The 18,845-nt window shown below is 65.9% G+C and carries 17 protein-coding genes and 1 pseudogene; 3 read left to right on the plus strand and 15 right to left on the minus strand.

Annotated features, from left to right (window positions below):
• Positions 1-15 precede the first annotated feature (15 nt).
• Complete coding sequence (locus tag J2X98_RS05415) at positions 16-978, plus strand: alpha/beta hydrolase (protein ID WP_307305194.1); 963 nt, start codon at positions 16-18, stop codon at positions 976-978.
• 12 nt (positions 979-990) lie between these two features.
• Here J2X98_RS05415 and J2X98_RS05420 read toward each other — a convergent pair whose 3' ends face one another.
• The 3 genes from J2X98_RS05420 to J2X98_RS05430 form a co-directional block, all read right to left on the minus strand.
• On the minus strand, positions 991-3,384 hold the full coding sequence (locus J2X98_RS05420) for an excinuclease ABC subunit UvrA (RefSeq protein WP_307305196.1): 2,394 nt from the start codon (positions 3,382-3,384) through the stop codon (positions 991-993).
• A gap of 92 nt (positions 3,385-3,476) precedes the next feature.
• Positions 3,477-3,896 carry a VOC family protein gene (locus J2X98_RS05425; protein WP_141944679.1) on the minus strand — a complete coding sequence of 140 codons (420 nt, stop codon included), beginning with the start codon at positions 3,894-3,896 and terminating at the stop codon, positions 3,477-3,479.
• On the minus strand, positions 3,893-4,342 hold the full coding sequence (locus J2X98_RS05430) for a helix-turn-helix transcriptional regulator (RefSeq protein WP_307305200.1): 450 nt from the start codon (positions 4,340-4,342) through the stop codon (positions 3,893-3,895). Before J2X98_RS05430 ends, J2X98_RS05425 begins: the two co-directional genes overlap by 4 nt.
• A 224-nt stretch (positions 4,343-4,566) precedes the next feature.
• On the opposite strand from J2X98_RS05430, the gene J2X98_RS05435 reads away from it, so the two are divergent.
• Both J2X98_RS05435 and J2X98_RS05440 read left to right on the plus strand, forming a co-directional pair.
• Complete coding sequence (locus J2X98_RS05435; protein ID WP_307305202.1) at positions 4,567-4,956, plus strand: CBU_0592 family membrane protein; 390 nt, start codon at positions 4,567-4,569, stop codon at positions 4,954-4,956.
• Between the two features lie 102 nt (positions 4,957-5,058).
• Complete coding sequence (locus tag J2X98_RS05440) at positions 5,059-5,763, plus strand: FadR/GntR family transcriptional regulator (RefSeq protein WP_141944673.1); 705 nt, start codon at positions 5,059-5,061, stop codon at positions 5,761-5,763.
• 69 nt (positions 5,764-5,832) lie between these two features.
• Here J2X98_RS05440 and J2X98_RS05445 read toward each other — a convergent pair whose 3' ends face one another.
• The 12 genes and pseudogenes from J2X98_RS05445 to J2X98_RS05495 all read right to left on the minus strand — a co-directional run bounded on the left by J2X98_RS05445 (position 5,833) and on the right by J2X98_RS05495 (position 18,815).
• Positions 5,833-6,261 (minus strand): GlcG/HbpS family heme-binding protein, encoded by a 429-nt coding sequence (locus J2X98_RS05445; RefSeq protein ID WP_141944671.1) that lies wholly within the window; start codon positions 6,259-6,261, stop codon positions 5,833-5,835.
• The gene (locus J2X98_RS05450; RefSeq protein ID WP_307305208.1) at positions 6,258-8,441 is read right to left on the minus strand and encodes a malate synthase G; all 2,184 of its coding nucleotides are present in this window, start codon (positions 8,439-8,441) and stop codon (positions 6,258-6,260) included. The genes J2X98_RS05445 and J2X98_RS05450 overlap by 4 nt, the downstream gene beginning before the upstream one ends.
• A gap of 93 nt (positions 8,442-8,534) precedes the next feature.
• Positions 8,535-9,923, minus strand: coding sequence for an FAD-binding oxidoreductase (locus tag J2X98_RS05455; protein ID WP_307305209.1), 1,389 nt, complete (start codon positions 9,921-9,923; stop codon positions 8,535-8,537).
• Positions 9,924-9,976: 53 nt separating this feature from the next.
• The gene (locus J2X98_RS05460; RefSeq protein WP_141944665.1) at positions 9,977-11,725 is read right to left on the minus strand and encodes an L-lactate permease; all 1,749 of its coding nucleotides are present in this window, start codon (positions 11,723-11,725) and stop codon (positions 9,977-9,979) included.
• A gap of 238 nt (positions 11,726-11,963) precedes the next feature.
• The gene (locus J2X98_RS05465; protein ID WP_307305213.1) at positions 11,964-13,004 is read right to left on the minus strand and encodes an LLM class flavin-dependent oxidoreductase; all 1,041 of its coding nucleotides are present in this window, start codon (positions 13,002-13,004) and stop codon (positions 11,964-11,966) included.
• Positions 13,005-13,145: 141 nt separating this feature from the next.
• Positions 13,146-13,781: an ANTAR domain-containing protein gene (locus J2X98_RS05470; RefSeq protein ID WP_307305216.1), complete on the minus strand. Its 636-nt coding sequence runs from the start codon at positions 13,779-13,781 to the stop codon at positions 13,146-13,148.
• Positions 13,782-13,945: 164 nt separating this feature from the next.
• Complete coding sequence (locus J2X98_RS22300; RefSeq protein ID WP_444964465.1) at positions 13,946-14,254, minus strand: NAD-binding protein; 309 nt, start codon at positions 14,252-14,254, stop codon at positions 13,946-13,948.
• Positions 14,241-14,537: pseudogene (locus J2X98_RS22305) on the minus strand (NAD(P)-binding domain-containing protein); the annotation flags it as partial. The pseudogene J2X98_RS22305 and the gene J2X98_RS22300, both read right to left, overlap by 14 nt.
• A gap of 70 nt (positions 14,538-14,607) precedes the next feature.
• Complete coding sequence (locus J2X98_RS05480; RefSeq protein WP_141944660.1) at positions 14,608-15,957, minus strand: MFS transporter; 1,350 nt, start codon at positions 15,955-15,957, stop codon at positions 14,608-14,610.
• Between the two features lie 158 nt (positions 15,958-16,115).
• Positions 16,116-16,913, minus strand: coding sequence for an IclR family transcriptional regulator (locus tag J2X98_RS05485; RefSeq protein WP_307305220.1), 798 nt, complete (start codon positions 16,911-16,913; stop codon positions 16,116-16,118).
• 94 nt (positions 16,914-17,007) lie between these two features.
• The gene (locus J2X98_RS05490; RefSeq protein WP_307305224.1) at positions 17,008-17,745 is read right to left on the minus strand and encodes a fumarylacetoacetate hydrolase family protein; all 738 of its coding nucleotides are present in this window, start codon (positions 17,743-17,745) and stop codon (positions 17,008-17,010) included.
• 17 nt (positions 17,746-17,762) lie between these two features.
• The gene (locus tag J2X98_RS05495; protein WP_307305226.1) at positions 17,763-18,815 is read right to left on the minus strand and encodes a D-2-hydroxyacid dehydrogenase; all 1,053 of its coding nucleotides are present in this window, start codon (positions 18,813-18,815) and stop codon (positions 17,763-17,765) included.
• Positions 18,816-18,845: the final 30 nt, after the last annotated feature.

Raw genomic sequence — 18,845 nt, forward strand, 5'->3', positions numbered from 1 at the left:
GCAGGATCAGGGACCATGGAGACCTCAGCTGCCGCGCGCGCCGGCGCACCGCCCGGGAAACGGACGGCCCTCCACTGGGTGTCGGCGGTATGCGCCGCCGCGTTGATGGGGGTTGCACTGTGGATGCTCGCGGGGAACCCGGCCGTCCTGCACGGCCACCCGCTGCTGCCGGGCATCCTGCTGGCCGCGGCTGCCGCCGGTTCAGCATGGGCGGTCCTGCTCTGGCGCCGCCGCGATATCCCCCGACCGCGCTCCGCTGTCCGGGCCGTGGGAGCCTGGACCGGCCGCCTGGCCGTGCTGGCGCTCGCCGCCGGGCTGGCCTGGCTCAACCCCTTTGCCTACCAGCCCGGCCCGACGGCGGAGGCCGGCCCCACGTCGGACCTCACCGTCACCGAGACCACCACCACGATCACCATGTCACCAGAGGGAGGCACCACCACGAAGGGACTGGTCTTCTACCCCGGGGCGCGGGTGGATGCCCGAGCCTACCAGGACATCCTGGCGCCGGCCGTCGGCGCCGGGTACCGGGTGATCATCCTCAAGGAACCCCTGGGGCTCAGCCTCCTGGACGGAAACCAGGCCCGCGGTGCCATCGCGGACAACCCGGATATCACCACGTGGGCGGTAGGTGGCCATTCCCTGGGCGGAGTGTCCGCATCGTCATTCGCCCTGAAGAATGCCTACGTCACAGGCCTGGTGCTGTACGCCTCCTACCCGGTGGAATCACTGCGCGGACGGGGCGGTCTCTCCGTCCTGTCCGTCTCCGGCACCCAGGACGGACTCAGCACGCCGGACAAGATCGAAGCCTCGCGGGAACTCCTGCCCCCGGACACGGAATTCGCCGCCGTCCAGGGAGGCGTGCACGCGTTCTTCGGCGACTACGGTGTTCAGCCCGGCGACGGCGAACCCGGCATCAGCCGGGCGGCCGCCCAGCAGCAGATCGCAGCAGCCATGGTCAGCTTCCTGGGCCGGCTCTAAGGCCCGGGAGGATCAACGCCCGACGTACGTTGCCAGGTGCTGCCCCGTAAGCGTCGAACGCCCGGCCACCAGCTCGGCCGGGGTTCCCTCGAAAACGATCCTGCCGCCGTCGTGCCCAGCTCCCGGGCCGATGTCGATGATCCAGTCACCGTGCGCCATTACCGCCTGGTGGTGCTCGATCACGATGACCGACTTCCCGGCGTCCACCAGACGGTCCAGCAGGCCCAGCAACTGTTCCACATCGGCCAGGTGCAGCCCCACGGTGGGCTCATCGAGGATGTAGACGTCGCCGGTTTCCGCCATCTGGGTGGCCAGCTTGAGGCGTTGCCGCTCGCCGCCGGACAGGGTGGTCAGCGGCTGGCCCAGGGTGATGTAGCCCAGGCCAACATCCGCCAGGCGTTCCAGGACCTTGTGCGCCGCGGGTGTCCTGGCCTCCCCATCGGCAAAGTACGCCAGGGCCGCGTCCACGGACAGATCCAGGACGTCCGCGATGTTCATGCCGCCGAGCGTATATTCAAGGACGGCAGGCTGGAAACGGCGCCCCTCGCAGTCCTCGCAGGTGGACTCCACCGTGGCCATGACGCCGAGTTCGGTGAAGATCACCCCGGCACCGTTGCAGGTGGGGCAGGCACCCTCCGAGTTGGAGCTGAAGAGGGCAGCCTTGACGCCGTTGGCCTTCGCGAACGCCTTGCGGATCGGCTCCAGCAGACCGGTGTAGGTGGCGGGGTTGCTGCGGCGTGAGCCCTTGATGGCCCCCTGGTCGATGACGATCACGCCCTCGCGCTTAGCCAGCGAGCCGTGGATCAGTGAGCTCTTGCCGGACCCAGCCACCCCTGTCACCACGCACAGCACCCCGAGCGGGACATCGACGTCGACGTCCTGCAGGTTGTTAGTCGAGGCACCGCGCACCTCCAGCGCCCCGGACCGTTGCCGGAAGGAATCCTTCAGCCGGGCGCGGTCATCCAGGTGGCGGCCGGTGATGGTTTCGCTGGAACGGAGCCCGTCGACGTCTCCTTCGTAGACAATTTCGCCGCCGCCGGTCCCGGCGCCCGGGCCAAGGTCGACGACGTGGTCAGCGATGGCGATCATCTCGGGTTTGTGCTCCACCACCAGGATGGTGTTGCCTTTGTCCCGCAGCTGAAGCAGGAGGGTGTTCATGCGCTCGATGTCGTGGGGGTGCAGCCCGATGCTGGGCTCATCGAAGACATACGTGACGTCAGTCAGTGAGGAACCCAGGTGCCGGATCATCTTGGTCCGCTGCGCCTCACCGCCCGAGAGGGTCCCGGCAGGGCGGTCAAGGGAGAGGTAGCCGAGTCCGATTTCCGCAAAGGAATCCAGCAGGCCCCGGAGCCCGTCGAGCAGCGGCCGGACCGAGGGCTCGTCCAGTGAGCGGATCCATTGGGCCAGGTCACTGATCTGCATCGTGCACAGGTCCGCGATGTTCCTGCCGTTGATCCTTGAGTTGAGCACCTCCGGCGTGAGCCGCGTTCCACCGCAGTCAGGGCAGGTGGCGAAGGTGACGGCCCGCTCCACGAACCGCTTCACGTGCGGCTGCATGGCCTCCACGTCCTTGGAGAGCATGGACTTCTGGATCTTGGGGATGATGCCCTCGAAGGTGAGGTTGACGCCCTCCACCTTGATTTTGGTGGGCTCGGCGTACAGCATCGTGTCCAGCTGCTTCTTGGTGAACTTGGCGATCGCCTTGTCCATCGGCAGGCCCATCCCCTCGAACAGGCGTCCGTACCAGCCGTCCATGGAGTAGCCCGGGACGGTGAGGGCGCCTTCGGACAGGGACTTGGACTCGTCGTAGAGGGCCGTCCGGTCGATGTCGCTGATGTTGCCCATGCCCTCGCAGCGCGGGCACATCCCGCCGAGGTAGGTCACCTGGCGGACCACGTTCTTCTCCACCCGGCCGCCCTTTTCGGTGCTCATGATGCCGCTGGCCTTGCGGGTGGGCACATTAAAGGAGAAGGCGGTGGGCGGGCCGACGTAGGGTTTCCCGAGCCGGCTGAATAGGATCCGCAGCATTGCGTTGGCGTCGGTGGCGGTTCCCACGGTGGACCGGGGGTTGGCGCCCATGCGCTCCTGGTCCACGATGATCGCCGTGGTCAGTCCCTCCAACCGGTCCACATCGGGGCGGGCCAGGCTCGGCATGAAGCCCTGGACGAACGCGCTGTAGGTTTCGTTGATCATCCGCTGGGATTCGGCGGCGATGGTGGCGAACACCAGCGAGCTCTTGCCGGAGCCGGACACCCCGGTGAAGGCGGTGAGCCGCCGCTTGGGCAGGTCCAGGCTCACATCCTTGAGGTTGTTCTCCCGGGCGCCCTGGACGCGGATCAGGTCGTGGCTGTCGGCAATATGGACCCCGGCCTGTGCTGCCGGGCCGGTGCTGGTGTCCGTGCTCAAAATGTCCCCCTCATCTGGAGCGGCACCTGCCGGAGGCTGCCCTCGCAGCCTGGCGCCGGCGTCGTCCCTTATATACGTTGTTGTTTATATGCCTAGGGCCGCTGGTTGATGCGGACGGTGTTGCCGGCGGGATCGCGGAAGGCGCAGTCGCGGATGCCGTAGGGCTGGTCGATGGGTTCCTGGACCACGTCGGCCCCGGTGGCCTCCACCCTGGCGAAGGCGGCATCCACGTCCGGGGAGGACAGGACGATGGTGGCGTAAGTGCCCTTGGCCATCATCTCCGTGATGGTGCGCCGCTCGTCCTCGGTGATCCCGGGATCCACCGCCGGCGGGTGCAGGACGATGGAGACGTCCTTCTGGCCGGCGGGGCCCACGGTGATCCACCGCATGGTGCCCTTGCCTACGTCGTTGCGGATTTCGAAGCCCAGGGCGTCCCGGTAGAAGGCCACCGAGGCCTCCGGATCGGAGGCGGGGAGGAAAGTCGAGGAAATGTTGATGTCCATGCCAGTCATGCTAGTAACGCCGCCGCCGCGGACGCTTCTCTATTCCTGACCGGTCTGCTCACCTGCTTTTCCACGCACGCGGGAATCCCCGCCGTCGAATGTTCCGCCTCAGCTTTGTAGGCGCTGGGGGGCATGCCCACCAGTTCGCTGAAGCGGGTGCTGAAGGTGCCAAGCGAGGAACAGCCGACGGCGAAACACACCTCGGTGACACTGAGGTCGCCTTTGCGCAGCAGTGCCATGGCCCGTTCGATTCGGCGCGTCATGAGGTAGCTGTACGGGGATTCGCCATACGCCAACTTGAAGCGGCGGCTGAAATGGCCGGCGGACATATGCACATCCCGGGCAAGGGATTCGACGTCGAGTGGCTGCGCGTGTTCGCGGTCCATCCGGTCCTTGACGCGCCGCAGCTGGGTCAGTTCGCGCAGGTAGGGATCGGAGGCAGGACGGCTGGTCACAGCTCCGATGGTGCTACGCCACGGGGGTCTTGTCCAGACGTGGGGAGCGTCACGGTCCGGCGGTAAAAACCGTGACCGCACGCAGGATATGATTATGCCGCCGGCCAGCATGAGGTCCTCGCCCGAACAGGGCTTGAGGAACCTGGCCCCGGCGAAAACCAACCCGTACCACCCTCTTAAGCCCTGCCCGCATTTCTGCGCCTGGGCACCCTTGAAAGGTCGCCATGGAACTGCTGTGGGAAATCGCCGGCTGGGCAGGCGCTGTTGCGATACTCAGTGCATATCTCGCGGTTTCCATGGGCTGGCTGAAGGCCGGCAAGGGCTTCCAGACCGCAAACCTGTTCGGCTCTGTGGCCTTCATTCTCAACGGAACCCTGCATCAGGCCTGGCCCTCCGTGGTCACCAATGTGGCCTGGTTCCTCATCTCGGCAGTGGCGCTTGTCCGCATGCGCTCGGAGGAGACGGCCGCCAAGCCTGCCGAAGCTGCGCATGTCCAGTACCCCGGCGTTCCTGATTCCACCGGCCAGTTGGCCGTCGTCGAGGCCCTGACCGAGGCCCTCCCGGTTGTTGGTTCCGCTCCCGTCCTGGCCGACGGGCCGCGCCTGGCCCTTTAGGGCGGCCGGCGGCGGTCCGGCGCGGGGAATCACTACCCCGGACGTCAGCCCAATCGGCTGCGCGGGACCTTCTCCGGGACTCCGCTGCGGCATGATTGGTCTATGTCTGAATTCACCGCCGCCCGGGCACATGATGCCGTGCTCCGCCATGTGGAGGAGAGCCTTCGCTCCGGGGCCCTCAAGCTCGGTGACAGGTTGCCCGGTGAACGTGCGCTCGCGGAACAGTTCGCCATTTCACGTGCCTCCGTGCGCAACGCCATCCGGGCGCTCGAAGTGATGGGCGTGGTCCGTTCGGCGACGGGCTCGGGGCCCAATTCAGGGACCATTGTGGTCTCGAACCCGTCATCAGCCCTCGGCGGAGCCCTGCGCATGCACGTCGCGAGCCATCAGCTCCCCCTCAAGGACATCGTCGAGGCCAGGACCATGACTGAGACGTGGGCGCTTGAGCATGCCGCAACCGCACCATGGACTCCTGAACAAATCGACGACGCACGCAGGCTGCTTGAGGCGATGGACGACGACGGCCTGCCCTCCCAGATATTCACCCTCCTGGACGCCCAATTCCACGTCGCCCTGAGCGCCTTGGCCGGCAACGTCGTCGTAAGCACCATGATGGAATCGATGCGCGAGGCGATCCGCGACTACATCAGCGACGCCGCTGTCCGGCAGGGGGCGTGGGAAGAGGTGGTGCACGTCCTTCGGGCCCACCACCACGGCATCTTCGACGCTGTCGAGGCCCGGGACGGGGTTCTGGCAGCGCGTCTGGTCCGTGAGCACATTGAATGGTTTTACGGGAAGGCCATCTGAGCCCGGATACGCGCCAGCCCCCTGGAGAGGAAGTCTCCAGGGGGCTGGGTTCCAGCAGTGCAGTGCGGGTCAGGCTACCTGTGCCGTCAACCCTGCCGCCTGGATGGCCTTGGATGCGGCCGTCTCATCGTTGTCCGAGGTGTCACCGCTGATCCCGACGGCTCCTTGGATGGTGCCCTCACTGCTGCGGACGAGTACTCCGCCGGGGACGGGGATGAGGCGTCCGCCGATGGCTGCAGCTGCGGCAGCGATGAAGTAGGCCTGCTGCTCAGCCCGTTCCATAAGCGCCCTCGAGCCCATGCCCAGGGCGAGTGCGCCGTACGCCTTGCCGTGGGCGATTTCGAAGCGGCTGTTGGAAGCGCCGTCTTGTCTCGCCGCGGCAATAACGTGCCCTCCGGGGTCGAGTACGACGACGGTCAGTGGCTTGAAGCCGTGCTGCTGTCCGGCGGCGAGGGCCTCGGCGATGATGGACTGGGCGGTGTCGAGGTTCAGGCTCATGATGCGCTCCTGGCGAGGTCGGTGGTGTGCTTCTGCGCTTCGCGGCGCCGGTGGAGGATTGGCTCGGTGTAGCCGGAGGGTTGTGCCGCTCCCTCCAGCACGAGTTCACGGGCCGCCAGGAACGCTTCGCTGCTGAAGGACGGGGCAAGCGGCAGGTAGTCCGGGTCGGTGGCATTTTGTGCGTCCACTACTTCGGCCATGCGCCGCAGTGAGTCCTCCACCTGCTGTTCAGTGATGACGCCGTGAAGGAGCCAGTTCGAAATGTGCTGTGAGCTGATCCGGCAGGTGGCGCGGTCCTCCATCAGCGCCGTGCCGTGGATGTCGGGGACCTTGGAGCAGCCGACGCCGGCGTTGACCCATCGAACGACATAGCCCAAGGTGCTCTGGATGTTGTTGTCCAGCTCGTTGCGCCGGGAGTCGGCGTCCCATTCAGCCGGGTTTCCCACGGGAATGGTGAGCAGCTGCCGCAGCGTGGAGCGGCGTTCGTGACCGAGCTGCGCCTGCTGGGCATCCACGTCGACCTGGTGGTAGTGGATGGCGTGGAGGGTCGCAGCAGTGGGGGACGGGACCCACGCGCAGTCAGCCCCGGCAAGGGGGTGGGCGATCTTCTGCTCCAGCATGTCCGCCAGGTTGTCCGGCGCAGCCCACATGCCCTTGCCGATCTGCGCCCGGCCGGCGAAGCCGCACTCGAGCCCGATGTCGACGTTGGCGTCTTCGTAGGCTTTGATCCAGCTGGTGGAGCGCATGTCCGCCTTGCGGACCATCGGTCCGGCCAGCATCGATGTGTGGATCTCATCGCCGGTGCGGTCCAGGAAGCCTGTGTTGATGAACGCAACCCGGTCCCGGGCCTCCCAAATGCAGGCCTTGAGGTTGGCGGAAGTGCGGCGCTCTTCATCCATGATGCCGATCTTGAGTGTGAGCGGGTCCAGGCCCAGGACGGATTCCACCTGGGCGAGCAGGGCGCAGGCAACGGCTACCTCATGGGGCCCGTGCATCTTGGGCTTGACGATATAGACCGACCCGGTCCGGGAATTGCTCCCTGCATGTGGTCCGCGAAGGTCGTGAACGGAGCCAAGGCCGGTGAAGAGCGCGTCGAGGATCTCCTCGGGCACTGGGTTGCCGTCTGCGTCGAGGACGGCGTCGCTGGTCATGAGGTGGCCGACCTGGCGGATCAGCAACAAGGAACGGCCGGGGAGGGTCAGTCCGGATCCGTCGGGAGCCGTATAGACGCGGTCGGGGTTGAGCCGCCGGACATGGGTCTTCCCGCCCTTTTCAACCTCAGCGGTGAGGGTTCCCTGCATGAGCTGGAGCCAGTTGCGGTAGCCTGCCACCTTGTCCTCGCCGTCCACTGCGGCCACCGAGTCCTCAAGGTCCATGATCGTCGTGACAGCCGACTCAAGGACGATGTCTTTCACGCCTGCGGCGTCACCCGCCCCGATGGGATGGCTCCGGTCGATCTGGATCTCAATGTGCAGCCCGTGGTGCACCAGCAGAACCGCGTCCGGCTCCAGCCCGGTCCCGTGGTAGCCGGCGAACTGGGAAGGTTCGGCCAGGCCCGTACTGCCATGGGCGTTCTCGGCGACCAGGATGCCATCGACGACGCGGTACGCGGTGACGTCTGCGTGCGACCCTTCCGCCAGAGGGGTGTTCTCATCGAGGAAATGGCGGCCGCGGGCGACGACGGCAGCACCGCGGACCGGGTTGTAGGCGCCGGTGCGCTCGCGCCCTTCCGCCTCGTCGATGGCATCGGTGCCGTAAAGCGCGTCGTACAGGGAACCCCAGCGGGCGTTGGCCGCGTTCGCGGCGAAGCGTGCATTCAGCAGCGGCACGACCAGCTGGGGGCCCGAGACCGAGGCTATTTCAGGGTCCACGCGGGCGGTGGTGATTTTGAAGTCTTCCGGTTCGTCGACCAGGTAACCGATCGAGCGGAGGAAAGCCTCGTACGCGTCAGGGTCGACCGGACCGGGCTGGGCGCCGTGGAACTCATCAATTTGCTCCTGCAGCCGGTCCCGTGTTTCCAACAGTTCCCGAACCTGCGGGGAAAACTCCCCGATAAGGGCTGCCGCCCCTGCCCAAAAGGCCTCCGGTTCGATCCCGGTGCCGGGGAGTGCCTCATCCTGGACAAAGGAATAGAGTCCTCCCGCGACGCTGAGTCCATTTGTCTTCACGTGCGACGACATAATTTGTTGCTCCTCTTAAAGAGTTCGGTGTTAAGGAAATTTGTGTGGTGGGCGGGCGGGGGTGTTCTTGGCCGGTGCTCAGGGCACGCCATGTCAAATGGCTTTGCCGGGGTTGAGGATCCCCGCGGGATCAATGACGCCCTTGATGGCCTGCTGCAGGGACCGGGACGTTTCGCCGATCTCCTCGCCGACCCACTCCCGTTTCAACAGTCCTACGCCGTGTTCGCCGGTCAAGGTGCCGCCGAGGCGCTGGGCGAGGTGGAACATGTCCCCAAGCGCGGCTTTCGCAGGCCCCTCCGTGATTGATTCGTGGGGGTCGACGACGAGCATCGGGTGGAGGTTGCCGTCAGCTGCATGCGCAACGCTGAAAATCCGCACTCCCCTCTGGGCGGCAATGTCTTCGAGCCCGGTGAACGCCTCGGCAAGGCGGTTCCGGGGCACCGCGATGTCGCCGATCGATACGCGCCCAAGCCTTTCCAGGGCTGGGATCGCGTCACGCCGTGCCTTGACCAGGGCTTCGGCCTCCACTGCATCTGCGGCCCGGTGGATCGAAGTTGCGTATGGGCTGATCGCCTGCACAATCTCGTCGAGTTCGAGGTGGGCACCGTAGCCGTCAGTCTGGGCAAGGAGGAAGGCTCCGCCGAGCTCGCGGTGCTTGGTGCCCTCAGCCAGGTCCACGGCCTCCAGAGTGGGCCCGTCCATCAGTTCCAGGATGGACGGCTGGATGCGGGCCGCAGTGATTGCGGAGGCGGCCCGGCCGGCTGCCTCGATGTCGGCAAAGTAGGCTGCCAGGGTCTCCGTGCGCACGGGTTTGGGGCGCAGGCGAAGCGTGGCTTCGACGACCACGCCCAAGGTTCCCTCGGAGCCGATGAAGAGGGCGTTCAGGTCATAGCCCGTGACGCCCTTGATGGTCTTCCTGCCGGTCCGAAGAATGCGTCCGTCTGCCAGCACAATAACCAGCCCCAGCACCGATTCCCGGGTGACGCCATACTTCGCGCACCACATACCTCCTGCGTTCGTGGCGATGTTTCCGCCGATCGAGCAGATCGCGGTGCTTGCGGGATCGGGGGCGTAGAAGAGCCCGTGCTGGGCTGCGGCAGCATTGACCTCCGCGTTGATTACCCCGGGTTCGACGATGGCAGTCATCTCCACGGGATCGATGGCAAGGATGCGGTTCATCCGCGAGACATCGAGCACGATCTCGCCTTCGTGTGCGCTGGCGCCGGCGGCGAGGCCGGTACCCGCTCCCCGCGGGACAACGGGGACGCCGTGGGCTTGGGCGAGGCGGAGGGCCTCGACGACGTCATCAACCCCCCGGGCGACGACCACTCCGTCGGGAAGCGTGGACGGGATATAGCCGGAACGGTCCGTGGCTGCGGCCTTGCGGGCATCGGCGTCCGTTGTGGCCTGTGGGTGTGCTCCCAGCACTGCCGCTGTCGGCGAGGAGGTGGGCGCGGCGGGGGAGGCGGTGTGAACGGTCATGATGGGACTTTCCGGATCGTTTTGGAGGGGAGCGGATGGGGCCGGACGGGTGCTCACGGCACCATCCATGCGAGGACGTTGGTCTGAAGCAGGACGAGGATGGTGAGGAGTGCCAGGAGGGCGACGCTCCAGCCCAGAAGCCTGCGGAACAGGGTGCTTTCGAGCCCGTCGATGCCCACAGCGGCCGCGGCTACGGCAAGATTTTGCAGGGAGAGCATCTTGCCCAGGACGCCAGCCGAAGAGTTGGTGGCCGCCATCAGTACCGGTGAAAGGCCGGCGTGCGACGCCGCGGTGACTTGGAGCTGGCCGAAAAGCGAGTTTGCGGAGGTGTCCGAGCCGGTAAGCGCGACGCCGATCCAACCCAGGATCGGGGAGATCAGGGCGAAGATCCCGCCCGTAGAGGCAAGGGCAACGCCGAGGGTTCCGGTCTCCCCCGAGAGGTTCATGACGAACGAAAGGGCCAGGACGGAGCATACGGTCAGGATCGTCCACCTGAGCATCGAAAGGGTCTTGACGTAGATCTTTACGCCCGCGCCGAAGCGGATCCGGTAGAGAACCAGGGTGATGAGGCCGGAAATAAGCAGCAGCGTTCCGGTGGCCTTGAGATGGTCGAAACGCATGGTCTGTGAGGAGACAGGCTTGCCATTGGATCCCACCACGTCGAGCCCCGGCCAGCTGAACGAGAAGCCGCCCGCAGCAGTCAGCCAGGACTTGACGGCCGGTATTTGGGAGAGGGAGAAGACGGCGATGATCACGAGGTAAGGCGCTATCGCCATCCAGATCTCACGGGGCGACGGGCGCACAGAAACACCCGGTTCCCCTGCTGGCCCCAGGCCGGCCTGACTGGGACGCGCCGCTTCGCCGGTCCTCCCGCCGTCGACCATTGTGGCGCCTGCCCTGCGGCTGACTGAGGCGGTCCCCGTGGCCAGCGCAATGGATTCCGTTTCCCCGTCCACGGCCCCGGATTCGTCACCAGTCATCGTCTGGGCGGGCTTCCACACGCGCAGCAGCAGCAAGACGGCGGCGGTGGCGACAATGCCGGCGAGGACGTCCGTGAGTTCGACGGTAAAGAAGTTCGACGTAAGGAATTGGACGATGGCGAACACCACGCCTCCCACGACGGCGGCTGGCCACGTCTGGCGGACACCGCGCTTGCCATCGACGATGAACACCAGCAGCAGCGGGACAATGAGGGCCAGGAACGGCGTCTGGCGTCCGGCCATGGACGAAACGGTTGCCAGCGGGATGCCGGTGACGCCGCTCAGGGCGATGACGGGCGATCCCATGGCGCCGAAGGCAACGGGTGCGGTGTTGGCGAGAAGCGAAACCGCCGCGGATTTGAGGGGTTTCATCCCCGCCGCCATGAGCATGCCGGACGTGATTGCCACCGGGGCACCGAAGCCGGCGAGGGCCTCAAGAAGGGCCCCGAAGCAGAACGCGATCAGGATGGTCAGGATCCGAAGGTCGGCGGAGACGGACCTGATCGTTGCACCGAGCACTCCGAACCAGCGCGTTTCCGTGGTCAGCCGGTAGACCCACAGGGCATTGATCAGGATCCAGAGAATTGGGAAGAAACCATAGAACGCTCCTTCGGCGGTGGCGCTGAGGGCCTGGCCAACCGGCATCCTCCATACGACGACCGCCAGCAGGATGGACAAAGCCAGGCTGGCCACTGCCGCCTTCCAAGCTTTGGTCCGGAAGATTCCGAGGAGGATGAAGAGCAGGATCAGGGGGAGGGCCGCCAGCACCGCTGCAAGGGCGAGCGACCCCAGGGGGTCGACAATCTGTTGGAACGCTGTCACAAGAGACTCCTTTGTCTGCAACAAGAATGGAAGGGGGTTTCCACTTTCCGGAAAGCGTAATGGCACGATACTAGGCTGGGACCGACTGTCGGTCAATGGTCAGTCCACAGTGGTCAGTCCACATTTGCGCAAAACGTCCATTTGCGGGGGGACAGGAGCGCTGTCTGGGGTGCGGGACAACAGCTTCCGCCGTCTGTCCCCCGAGGGGCACCGCACCAACCTTGGCGGCTGGGCGCCCTTACCCCGCCTGGGAAGGAGCCCACCCCAGGGCGGGCCCCAGCTTGCCGGCGATGTCGGTCAGGATCTGGACGTAGTCCCCGTGGTCGAAGCTGAACGGCAGTGCAAACGCCACTTCGTCCACCTCCTGGAAGCCGGCGTGGGCGTACAGTTGCTCCGTGATTTCCTCGCTGGTGCCGATCAGGTCCCGGGCGAACATCATGCCCCTTGGGCCCTGCGGAGCAGCAGTGCGGGGGGTGCGTTCGTTCACGTATTGCTGGTACTTCTCCCGCTGCGCCGCAGTCGCCGAGTCGGTGGGGATCACCACCAGACCCTGCGAAACCCGTGCCCCGGAATATCCAGCGGCGCCAGCCGCCTCACGGAAGGCGCGGATCTGCGACTGCTGGACGAGGGCGAAGTCCGGTTCCTGGTCCTTGTCCGGAAAGATCACGCTGCTGGAGAGCAGATTGAAGCCGTGGGCGCCGGCCCAGACGGCCGATTTAGTGCTTCCGGCCCCGTACCAGAGGCGGTCCCGGAGACCGGGCGAGTGGGGCTCGACCCGGTTGGAGAATTCCTCCACCACGCCTTGCTTGCCGGAGAATTCCCTGACCTTTTCCCCGGCGATCAGGCGGCCAAGCCGTTCCACGCGGGCGTAGCTGAAGTCTTCACGCTCTGCTGTGTCCGGGTACAGCTCATGCTTCACGGTGTCATAGTTCATCGGTTCGCCCACGCTTACCCCCGGGTTGATCCGTCCCCCGGCCAGCAGGTCCACAGTGGCCAGGTCCTCGGCCAGCCGAAGCGGGTTTTCCCAGCCCAGCGGGGTCACGGCCGTACCAAGCTCGATCCGGGAGGTGCGCTGGCTGGCGGCAGCCATGACCGCAACCGGTGAGGAGATTCCGAACTGGAGGTGCCGGTGGCGCAGCCAGGCGCTGTCGAAGCCCAGCCGCTCGCCGAGTCCGATGATCTGCAGCGTGGATTCATGGCCGGCGGCAGGATCTGCCGGATCGAACACGCCGATGGTGAGGAATCCAAGCTTGCGAAGGGGGAGTGCGGGATGGGGCATGGCTTCCTCCGGCAGGGCGGGATGTGCAACAAGGCGTGGCTCGTCCCCAGAATAGGCGCAGCCATGTGCGGGTGCCCGGGGACATGTCGCAATATGTCACCGGCGCCCGCGTTTGCCAGAAGCGCCCGCAACCGGTCCGCCCTACAGCAGCGGATGGTCCCTGTTGGTCGGATCCCCGGCACGGGTGGTTACGCGTTCCACGATGTCATGTGCAATGGCGTAGACCTTGCGGTTCGTGTCCTGGCTCAGCTGGTTTATGAGCGCATAGGCCTTGTCCGCATCAATGCCCGTGCGTCCCATCAGTACGCCCTTGGCTTGCTCAATGACCGCCCGGTTGAGGGCCGACGCGGCCACCGCCTCCGTGGCGAGTTGGTGCCGGTCGGTGTGGATCGACTCGGTGAGGTCCACCACCACACCCCAGACTCCGATCGGGGTGTCACCGTCGAGGATGTGGTCCGCCGAGAAAAGCATCTTGTGCTGGCGGTCCTTGCGGTCCCGGATGGACACGTAGATGGATGAGGGGCCGCCGACGCTCGATACGTGGTCCCAATAGGCCTGGACTCTTGGCCGGTCTTCAGGCTCGAGGTGCGGAAAGACCATTTCCATGGACGGGACCACGTCGCCCCGTTCAAAGCCGTACATACGGTACAGGCTGTCCGACCAGTGGAAGACGCCCTCGTCGAAGTAGTACTCCACGAGCCCGGTGGGGCAGTCGAGGAAATCTTCGCGCGCTATGTTGCCATAGGCGGGTCTGGAAAATTCGTTGCTGGGTGTCACTACGGGGCCATTCGACGTGCTGTGTCCTGCCTTCCCCTGGCCCGGACGGGAAAAGAACAGGATATAGCAGCCGTGGCGCCTTTCGAAGCGACGAAGCGGTGCCAGGCTGGCCCACTTTTAGGACCCATACGACGGCGGGACCCGGGTTTCCGGGGTAACGCAGCTTAAAGCCGGGCCAGATTGGCAATTGCCTGCCGGACCACAGCCAGGTCCAGGTCCCCCAGGCCCTGCGCCACCAGTTGCGCGTAGAGGTCAACGCCAGCGGAAGCCAATGGCGCGGCGGCTCCGGCGTTGCCCGCCGCTTCCAGCACAAGTGACAGGTCCTTGTGCATGAACTTCGCCGGCCCCGTGGGGGTGGAGTCCTTCGCCGCAAGCTCGGCGGCCTCGGCAAGTGCCGCGGTCCGTGCCTCCGCTGACCGGTGCGTCCAGCACCGAGGCGTTCCCGTCGCTTGCGTCGGCCACGGCGCGGCCAAACGCCCGGACCGCCACGGGTGAGACGCTGCTCATTACCACCAGCAGTGTTCCCGGCGCGGGGGGCGCGGTCCGCCAGGCTTCGAGGAGTCCCGCCGCTGCTTCCTCGATGAACGGAAGATCGGCGAGCATGAAGATGATGACGGGTTCCTCACGCAACTCCGCGACGTGTTCGACGCCGGTCCCACCGAGCTGCTCGAGGTCCCGGACGGCGGCGGGGGAGCGGTTCCATCCCCTGACCTGCCAGCCTTCCTTGAGCAGCTTCGCCGCCATCGGAGCGCCCATGAGCCCGAGCCCTACGACCCGACGCGCCGGATGGTACCCGCCGTGGCTGTGGAGGGACCGGCGTCGTTGGTCACCTGGCGTCCTCAACGACCACCAGGTCGCGGCCGTTCGTTTCCGGAGTGAAGAACGTGGTGACGAACGAGATCGCCGCCAGGACCAGCGAGTAGAGCGCGGGTACCAGCCAGGAATGGTTGGTGGCTGCCAGCAGCGCGACGCCGATCATTGGGGCGAAGCCTCCGGCGAGCACCGCGGAGAGCTCACGGCTCAGGGCCACTCCGGTGAAGCGGTGCTGGGAGCCGAACAGTTCCGGGAGCAGGGCGCACTGGGGGCCGAGCATGGACTGCACGCCGAGGGCGATGCCTACCACCATGACCGCCCAGACGAGGGCGACGTTGCCGAGCGTGACCAGGTAGAAGGCGGGCAGGGCGATGACGGCCTGGAAGAGCGCGCCGTAGCGGTAGACGGGAACCCGGCCGTAGCGGTCGGACAGGGCGCCGAAGGCGACCACCAGCACCGCTGCGAAGCCTGCGGCAATCAGCAGGCCGGTGGGGCCGATGAACTTGTCACCCGGAAAAACGCCGGCCGGCATGCTGATGAAGGACACCAGCAGCGCGGAGTAGATGGACGAGTTGCCGTTTTCCCCCATGCGGAGGCCAATGCCGACCAGCACGTTCTTCTTGGAGTGTTTCCAGATCTGGCCTACCGGGTTCTTGACCACGGCCTTGTGCTTCTCCAGTTCCTGGAAGACCGGGGTCTCCTTGAGCCGGAGCCGAATGAAGATGGCAATGATGATCAGGATGATGCTGGCCAGGAACGGAACGCGCCACAGCCAGCCCTGCAGGAGCTGCTTGTCCGCCAGGGCCATCAGGGCGAAAGTCCCTGCACCGAGGAGGGTGCCCAGCTGGATGCCAACGAACGGCAGCGAGGCAAAGAAACCACGACGGCGGCGCGGGGCTACCTCGGAGATGAGGGTGGTGGCGCCTGCCTGCTCGGCGCCGGCGCCCAGGCCCTGCAGGATGCGCAGCGTCACCAGGAGTACCGCTCCCAGCATTCCTGCCTGGTCGAAGGTGGGCAGGAGACCGATGGCGCAGCTGGACAGGCCCATCAGGCCGATGGTCAGGATCAGCACCATCTTGCGGCCGAAGCGGTCCCCGATATGGCCGAATACCACGCCGCCGAAGGGACGCGCCGCGAACCCGACGCCGTAGGTGGCGAAGGAGGCTATGACGGCTCCGCTCTCGCCGAGCGGCGCGAAGAACAGCGGGCCGAAGATGAGGGCCGAGGCAAGGCCGTAAATGTAGAAGTCGTAGTACTCCAGGGCGGATCCCACGGAGCTGGCAAGTGTTGCCCTTCGCAGCTGGTCCGGATCGACGACGGCGCCGTCCGTGGTGGCCTGCGGTGAGTTAGTACGAGTTGTCACGAGAACTCCCTCTAATGCGCTCCAGGCCCCCGTTGGCCTGGTGGCATAGTGACAACACCGGTTGTGTCGATCACTATGCTGAACACAATACAGCAAGCTGAACGACTGGCAATAGTTTTAGGTTTTGAATGACAAAATGCCGGCGGCGCGGTGTTCGCCTATCCCATGGGGTTGCCCAGCGAATGGGCCAGCTCCTGCAGTTCCTTGACCATCTGGGCACCCTGCTCCGGGGTGTAGGTCGCCTCGAGGGCCGTCACGGAGAGGCCCAGGCTGGGGCCGTGGGCTCCGCGGGTGGGAACGGAGACGGCGAGGCACACCACGCCGGTGGTGGACTCCTCATCCTCGAAGGCAAAGCCCTGTTCGCGGATTTCCCTCAGCTGGGCCTTCAGCTCAGCGCCCGTCCGCAGGGACTTGGGCGTGAGGACCGGCAGTTCGGCGTCGTCCGGGAACATTTCCTCGATGTCGTGCCAGTTGAGCCGGGCTACCAGCGCCTTACCCACCGCGCACAGGGATACCGGCATCTTGTCACCGATGTTGGAGGTGAGGCGGACTGCGGGATGGCCCTCGTACCGGGCGAGGTAAATGACGTTGGCGCCGTCCAGCATGGCGATCCGGACGGTCTCGCGGGAAAGGACCGAGGCCTGTTCGCAGTACCGGTAAAACTCCTGGACCTCATCCATCCGGCCAAGATAGGCGGCGCCCAGTTCCACCAGCTTGCGGCCCAGGGTGAACTCGGCACCCTGCCTGCTGATCAGGCGGGCCTCCTCCAGGGCCAGCAGGAGGTTGGAGGTGGATGACTTGGGGATCCCCACTTCGCGCGAGAGGTCGCTCAGTGTCAGGCGGCCGGTGGCAGAGGCGGCAAGGGCGTCCAGTACCGCAGCTGCCCGCGTGACTGCCGGCGCAGGCGACGCGGCTCCCGGCTTTTCGGGTGAAGCGGGGGCATGGGAATCGGCCATGATTCTCCTTAGGTCGCCGGGCGGACTTCGCTGATCGTTCAGTCAACTGAACGCAATCCATCATAAGTGCCCCGGCGGCCTCGGCTGCTCGCCGTCAGGCCACCATGCTGCTCAAGGTGCCAACGCCCTCCACCACGACGTCCACCCGGTCCCCGGGTTCGATGGCGACCACTGTGGCGGGCGCTCCGGTCATCACCACGTCGCCCGGTTCAAGGGTCAGCCACTCGGTGACGTAGATAAGGCAGTCCACCACGGTGGAGGGCAGGTTGAACGTCCCGGAGGTGGCCTTGGCCCTCCCGTTGACGTAGACGTCGATGGCCAGCTGGCCGGGATCCGCAAGTCCGGTTTCAATCCAGGGGCCCAAGGGTGTGTAGTTGACCCCTGCCTTGCCTTGGAAGTTCCGCTCATCCACCAGGTTCTGGTCCACGTTGGTGACATCGTTGACGCAGGTGTAGCCCAGGACGTGGTCCAGCGCGTTCTCTGCGGTCAGGTTTGCTGATGTCCTGCCGATGACGACGGCGAGCTCACCCTCCGCGTTCACCGTTCCCTGGTCCCGGACCGCGCCGATGGCATCACCGGGGCCGGCCACGGTGTGGACCGACTTGTGCCACGCCTGGATGGGCAGGGGGTGGTTGTTCAGCGTCCGGTTGTGGCCAATGCCGATCACTACTTTGGGTTCTACCGGGGCAAGGAATATGGCCTCGCTGTCCGCGGTGGTGCCACCGGTGTACTGAAAGGGCTCCTCAAAGGGGTCAACAATGTGGTGCCACATGCCGTCCCGCTCCACTGCATGCCGGGCACCCTCCGCGGTCCTGATTCTGGCGATGCGCATCGCTTTTCCGCCCCGTCCTAGTAGAAGTGGACCGTGTCCACGAGGTGGGGCAGGTCCCCGCCGTCGAGGAAGGTGCGGAGATTGCTGCAGAACCGCTCGGTGATCAGGCGGTTTTCCGCGGCGCTGAGGGCCGAGGTGTGAGGTGAAACCATGACCCGGGGGTGGTTCCACAGGGGGCTGTCCTGCGGCAGCGGCTCGATGGCAAAGACGTCCAGGCAGGCGTAGCCCACCTGGCCGTTGTCCAGAGCCTCCAGCAGGGCGTCCTCGTCCACCACGGTTCCGCGGCCCACGTTGACGAAGATGGTTCCCGGCTTCATGGCGGCAAACATCCCGCGGTTGAACAGCTTTTCCGTGTAGGCGGTGCCCGGCAGGGTATTGACGACGGCGTCTGCCGTGGCCAGTAGGGCCGGCAGCTCCGCGTTGTCCACCACCCGCTCGATGCCGTCGATGGGTCCCACGCTGCGTTTGGTGCCGCTGACCTTCATACCCAGGGCGCTGGCAATCCGGGCCGTTTCCAGTCCGATTTCCCCCAGGCCGCTGACCACCAGGCTGGACCCGTTCACCAGGCGGGTGGGGACGCGGAGGCTGGGCCAGTTCCTGGCGGCCTGGTCCTGGGCCAGCTCTGCGGTCCGTTTGAAGCCGTTCAGAATGCCCATCGCGGCGAATTCCGCGAGGGGCAGGGCGTGCACTCCTGCTGACGTGGTGATTTTGAACTTCTGCAGGATGTCCTGGTCAAGGCCGGACGCCTTCACGGCTCCCCCTGCACCGGCAGCCATGGCGTGGACCCACTGCAGCCTGGCGTTTTCCCGGGCGATGCGGGCCAGGCCTGCAGGGTTTTCGTTGGGGAATCCGTACAGCACTTCGGCGCTGTTGAGCATGGCCCAATAGCGTTCCTCCTGTTCCTCCGTCCGCTGGAAGGCGGGATCCCCGGCGTGGTCGGCCGGAAAGCGTTCGGGCGGCAGGAGCTCCGGCTGGTGGAGCACGGTAACGGAGGGATCAACGGCACGGATCTGGTCCACAAGCTCGGCTTCGAGCGGGACGGCGATGGCCACGGTCTTGGTGGAAGTCATGCGTACAGCATAGTGGATGGAGTTCGATAT

This window comes from Pseudarthrobacter enclensis (genome assembly GCF_030811655.1).
Classification (GTDB): Bacteria; Actinomycetota; Actinomycetes; order Actinomycetales; family Micrococcaceae; genus Arthrobacter; species Arthrobacter enclensis_A.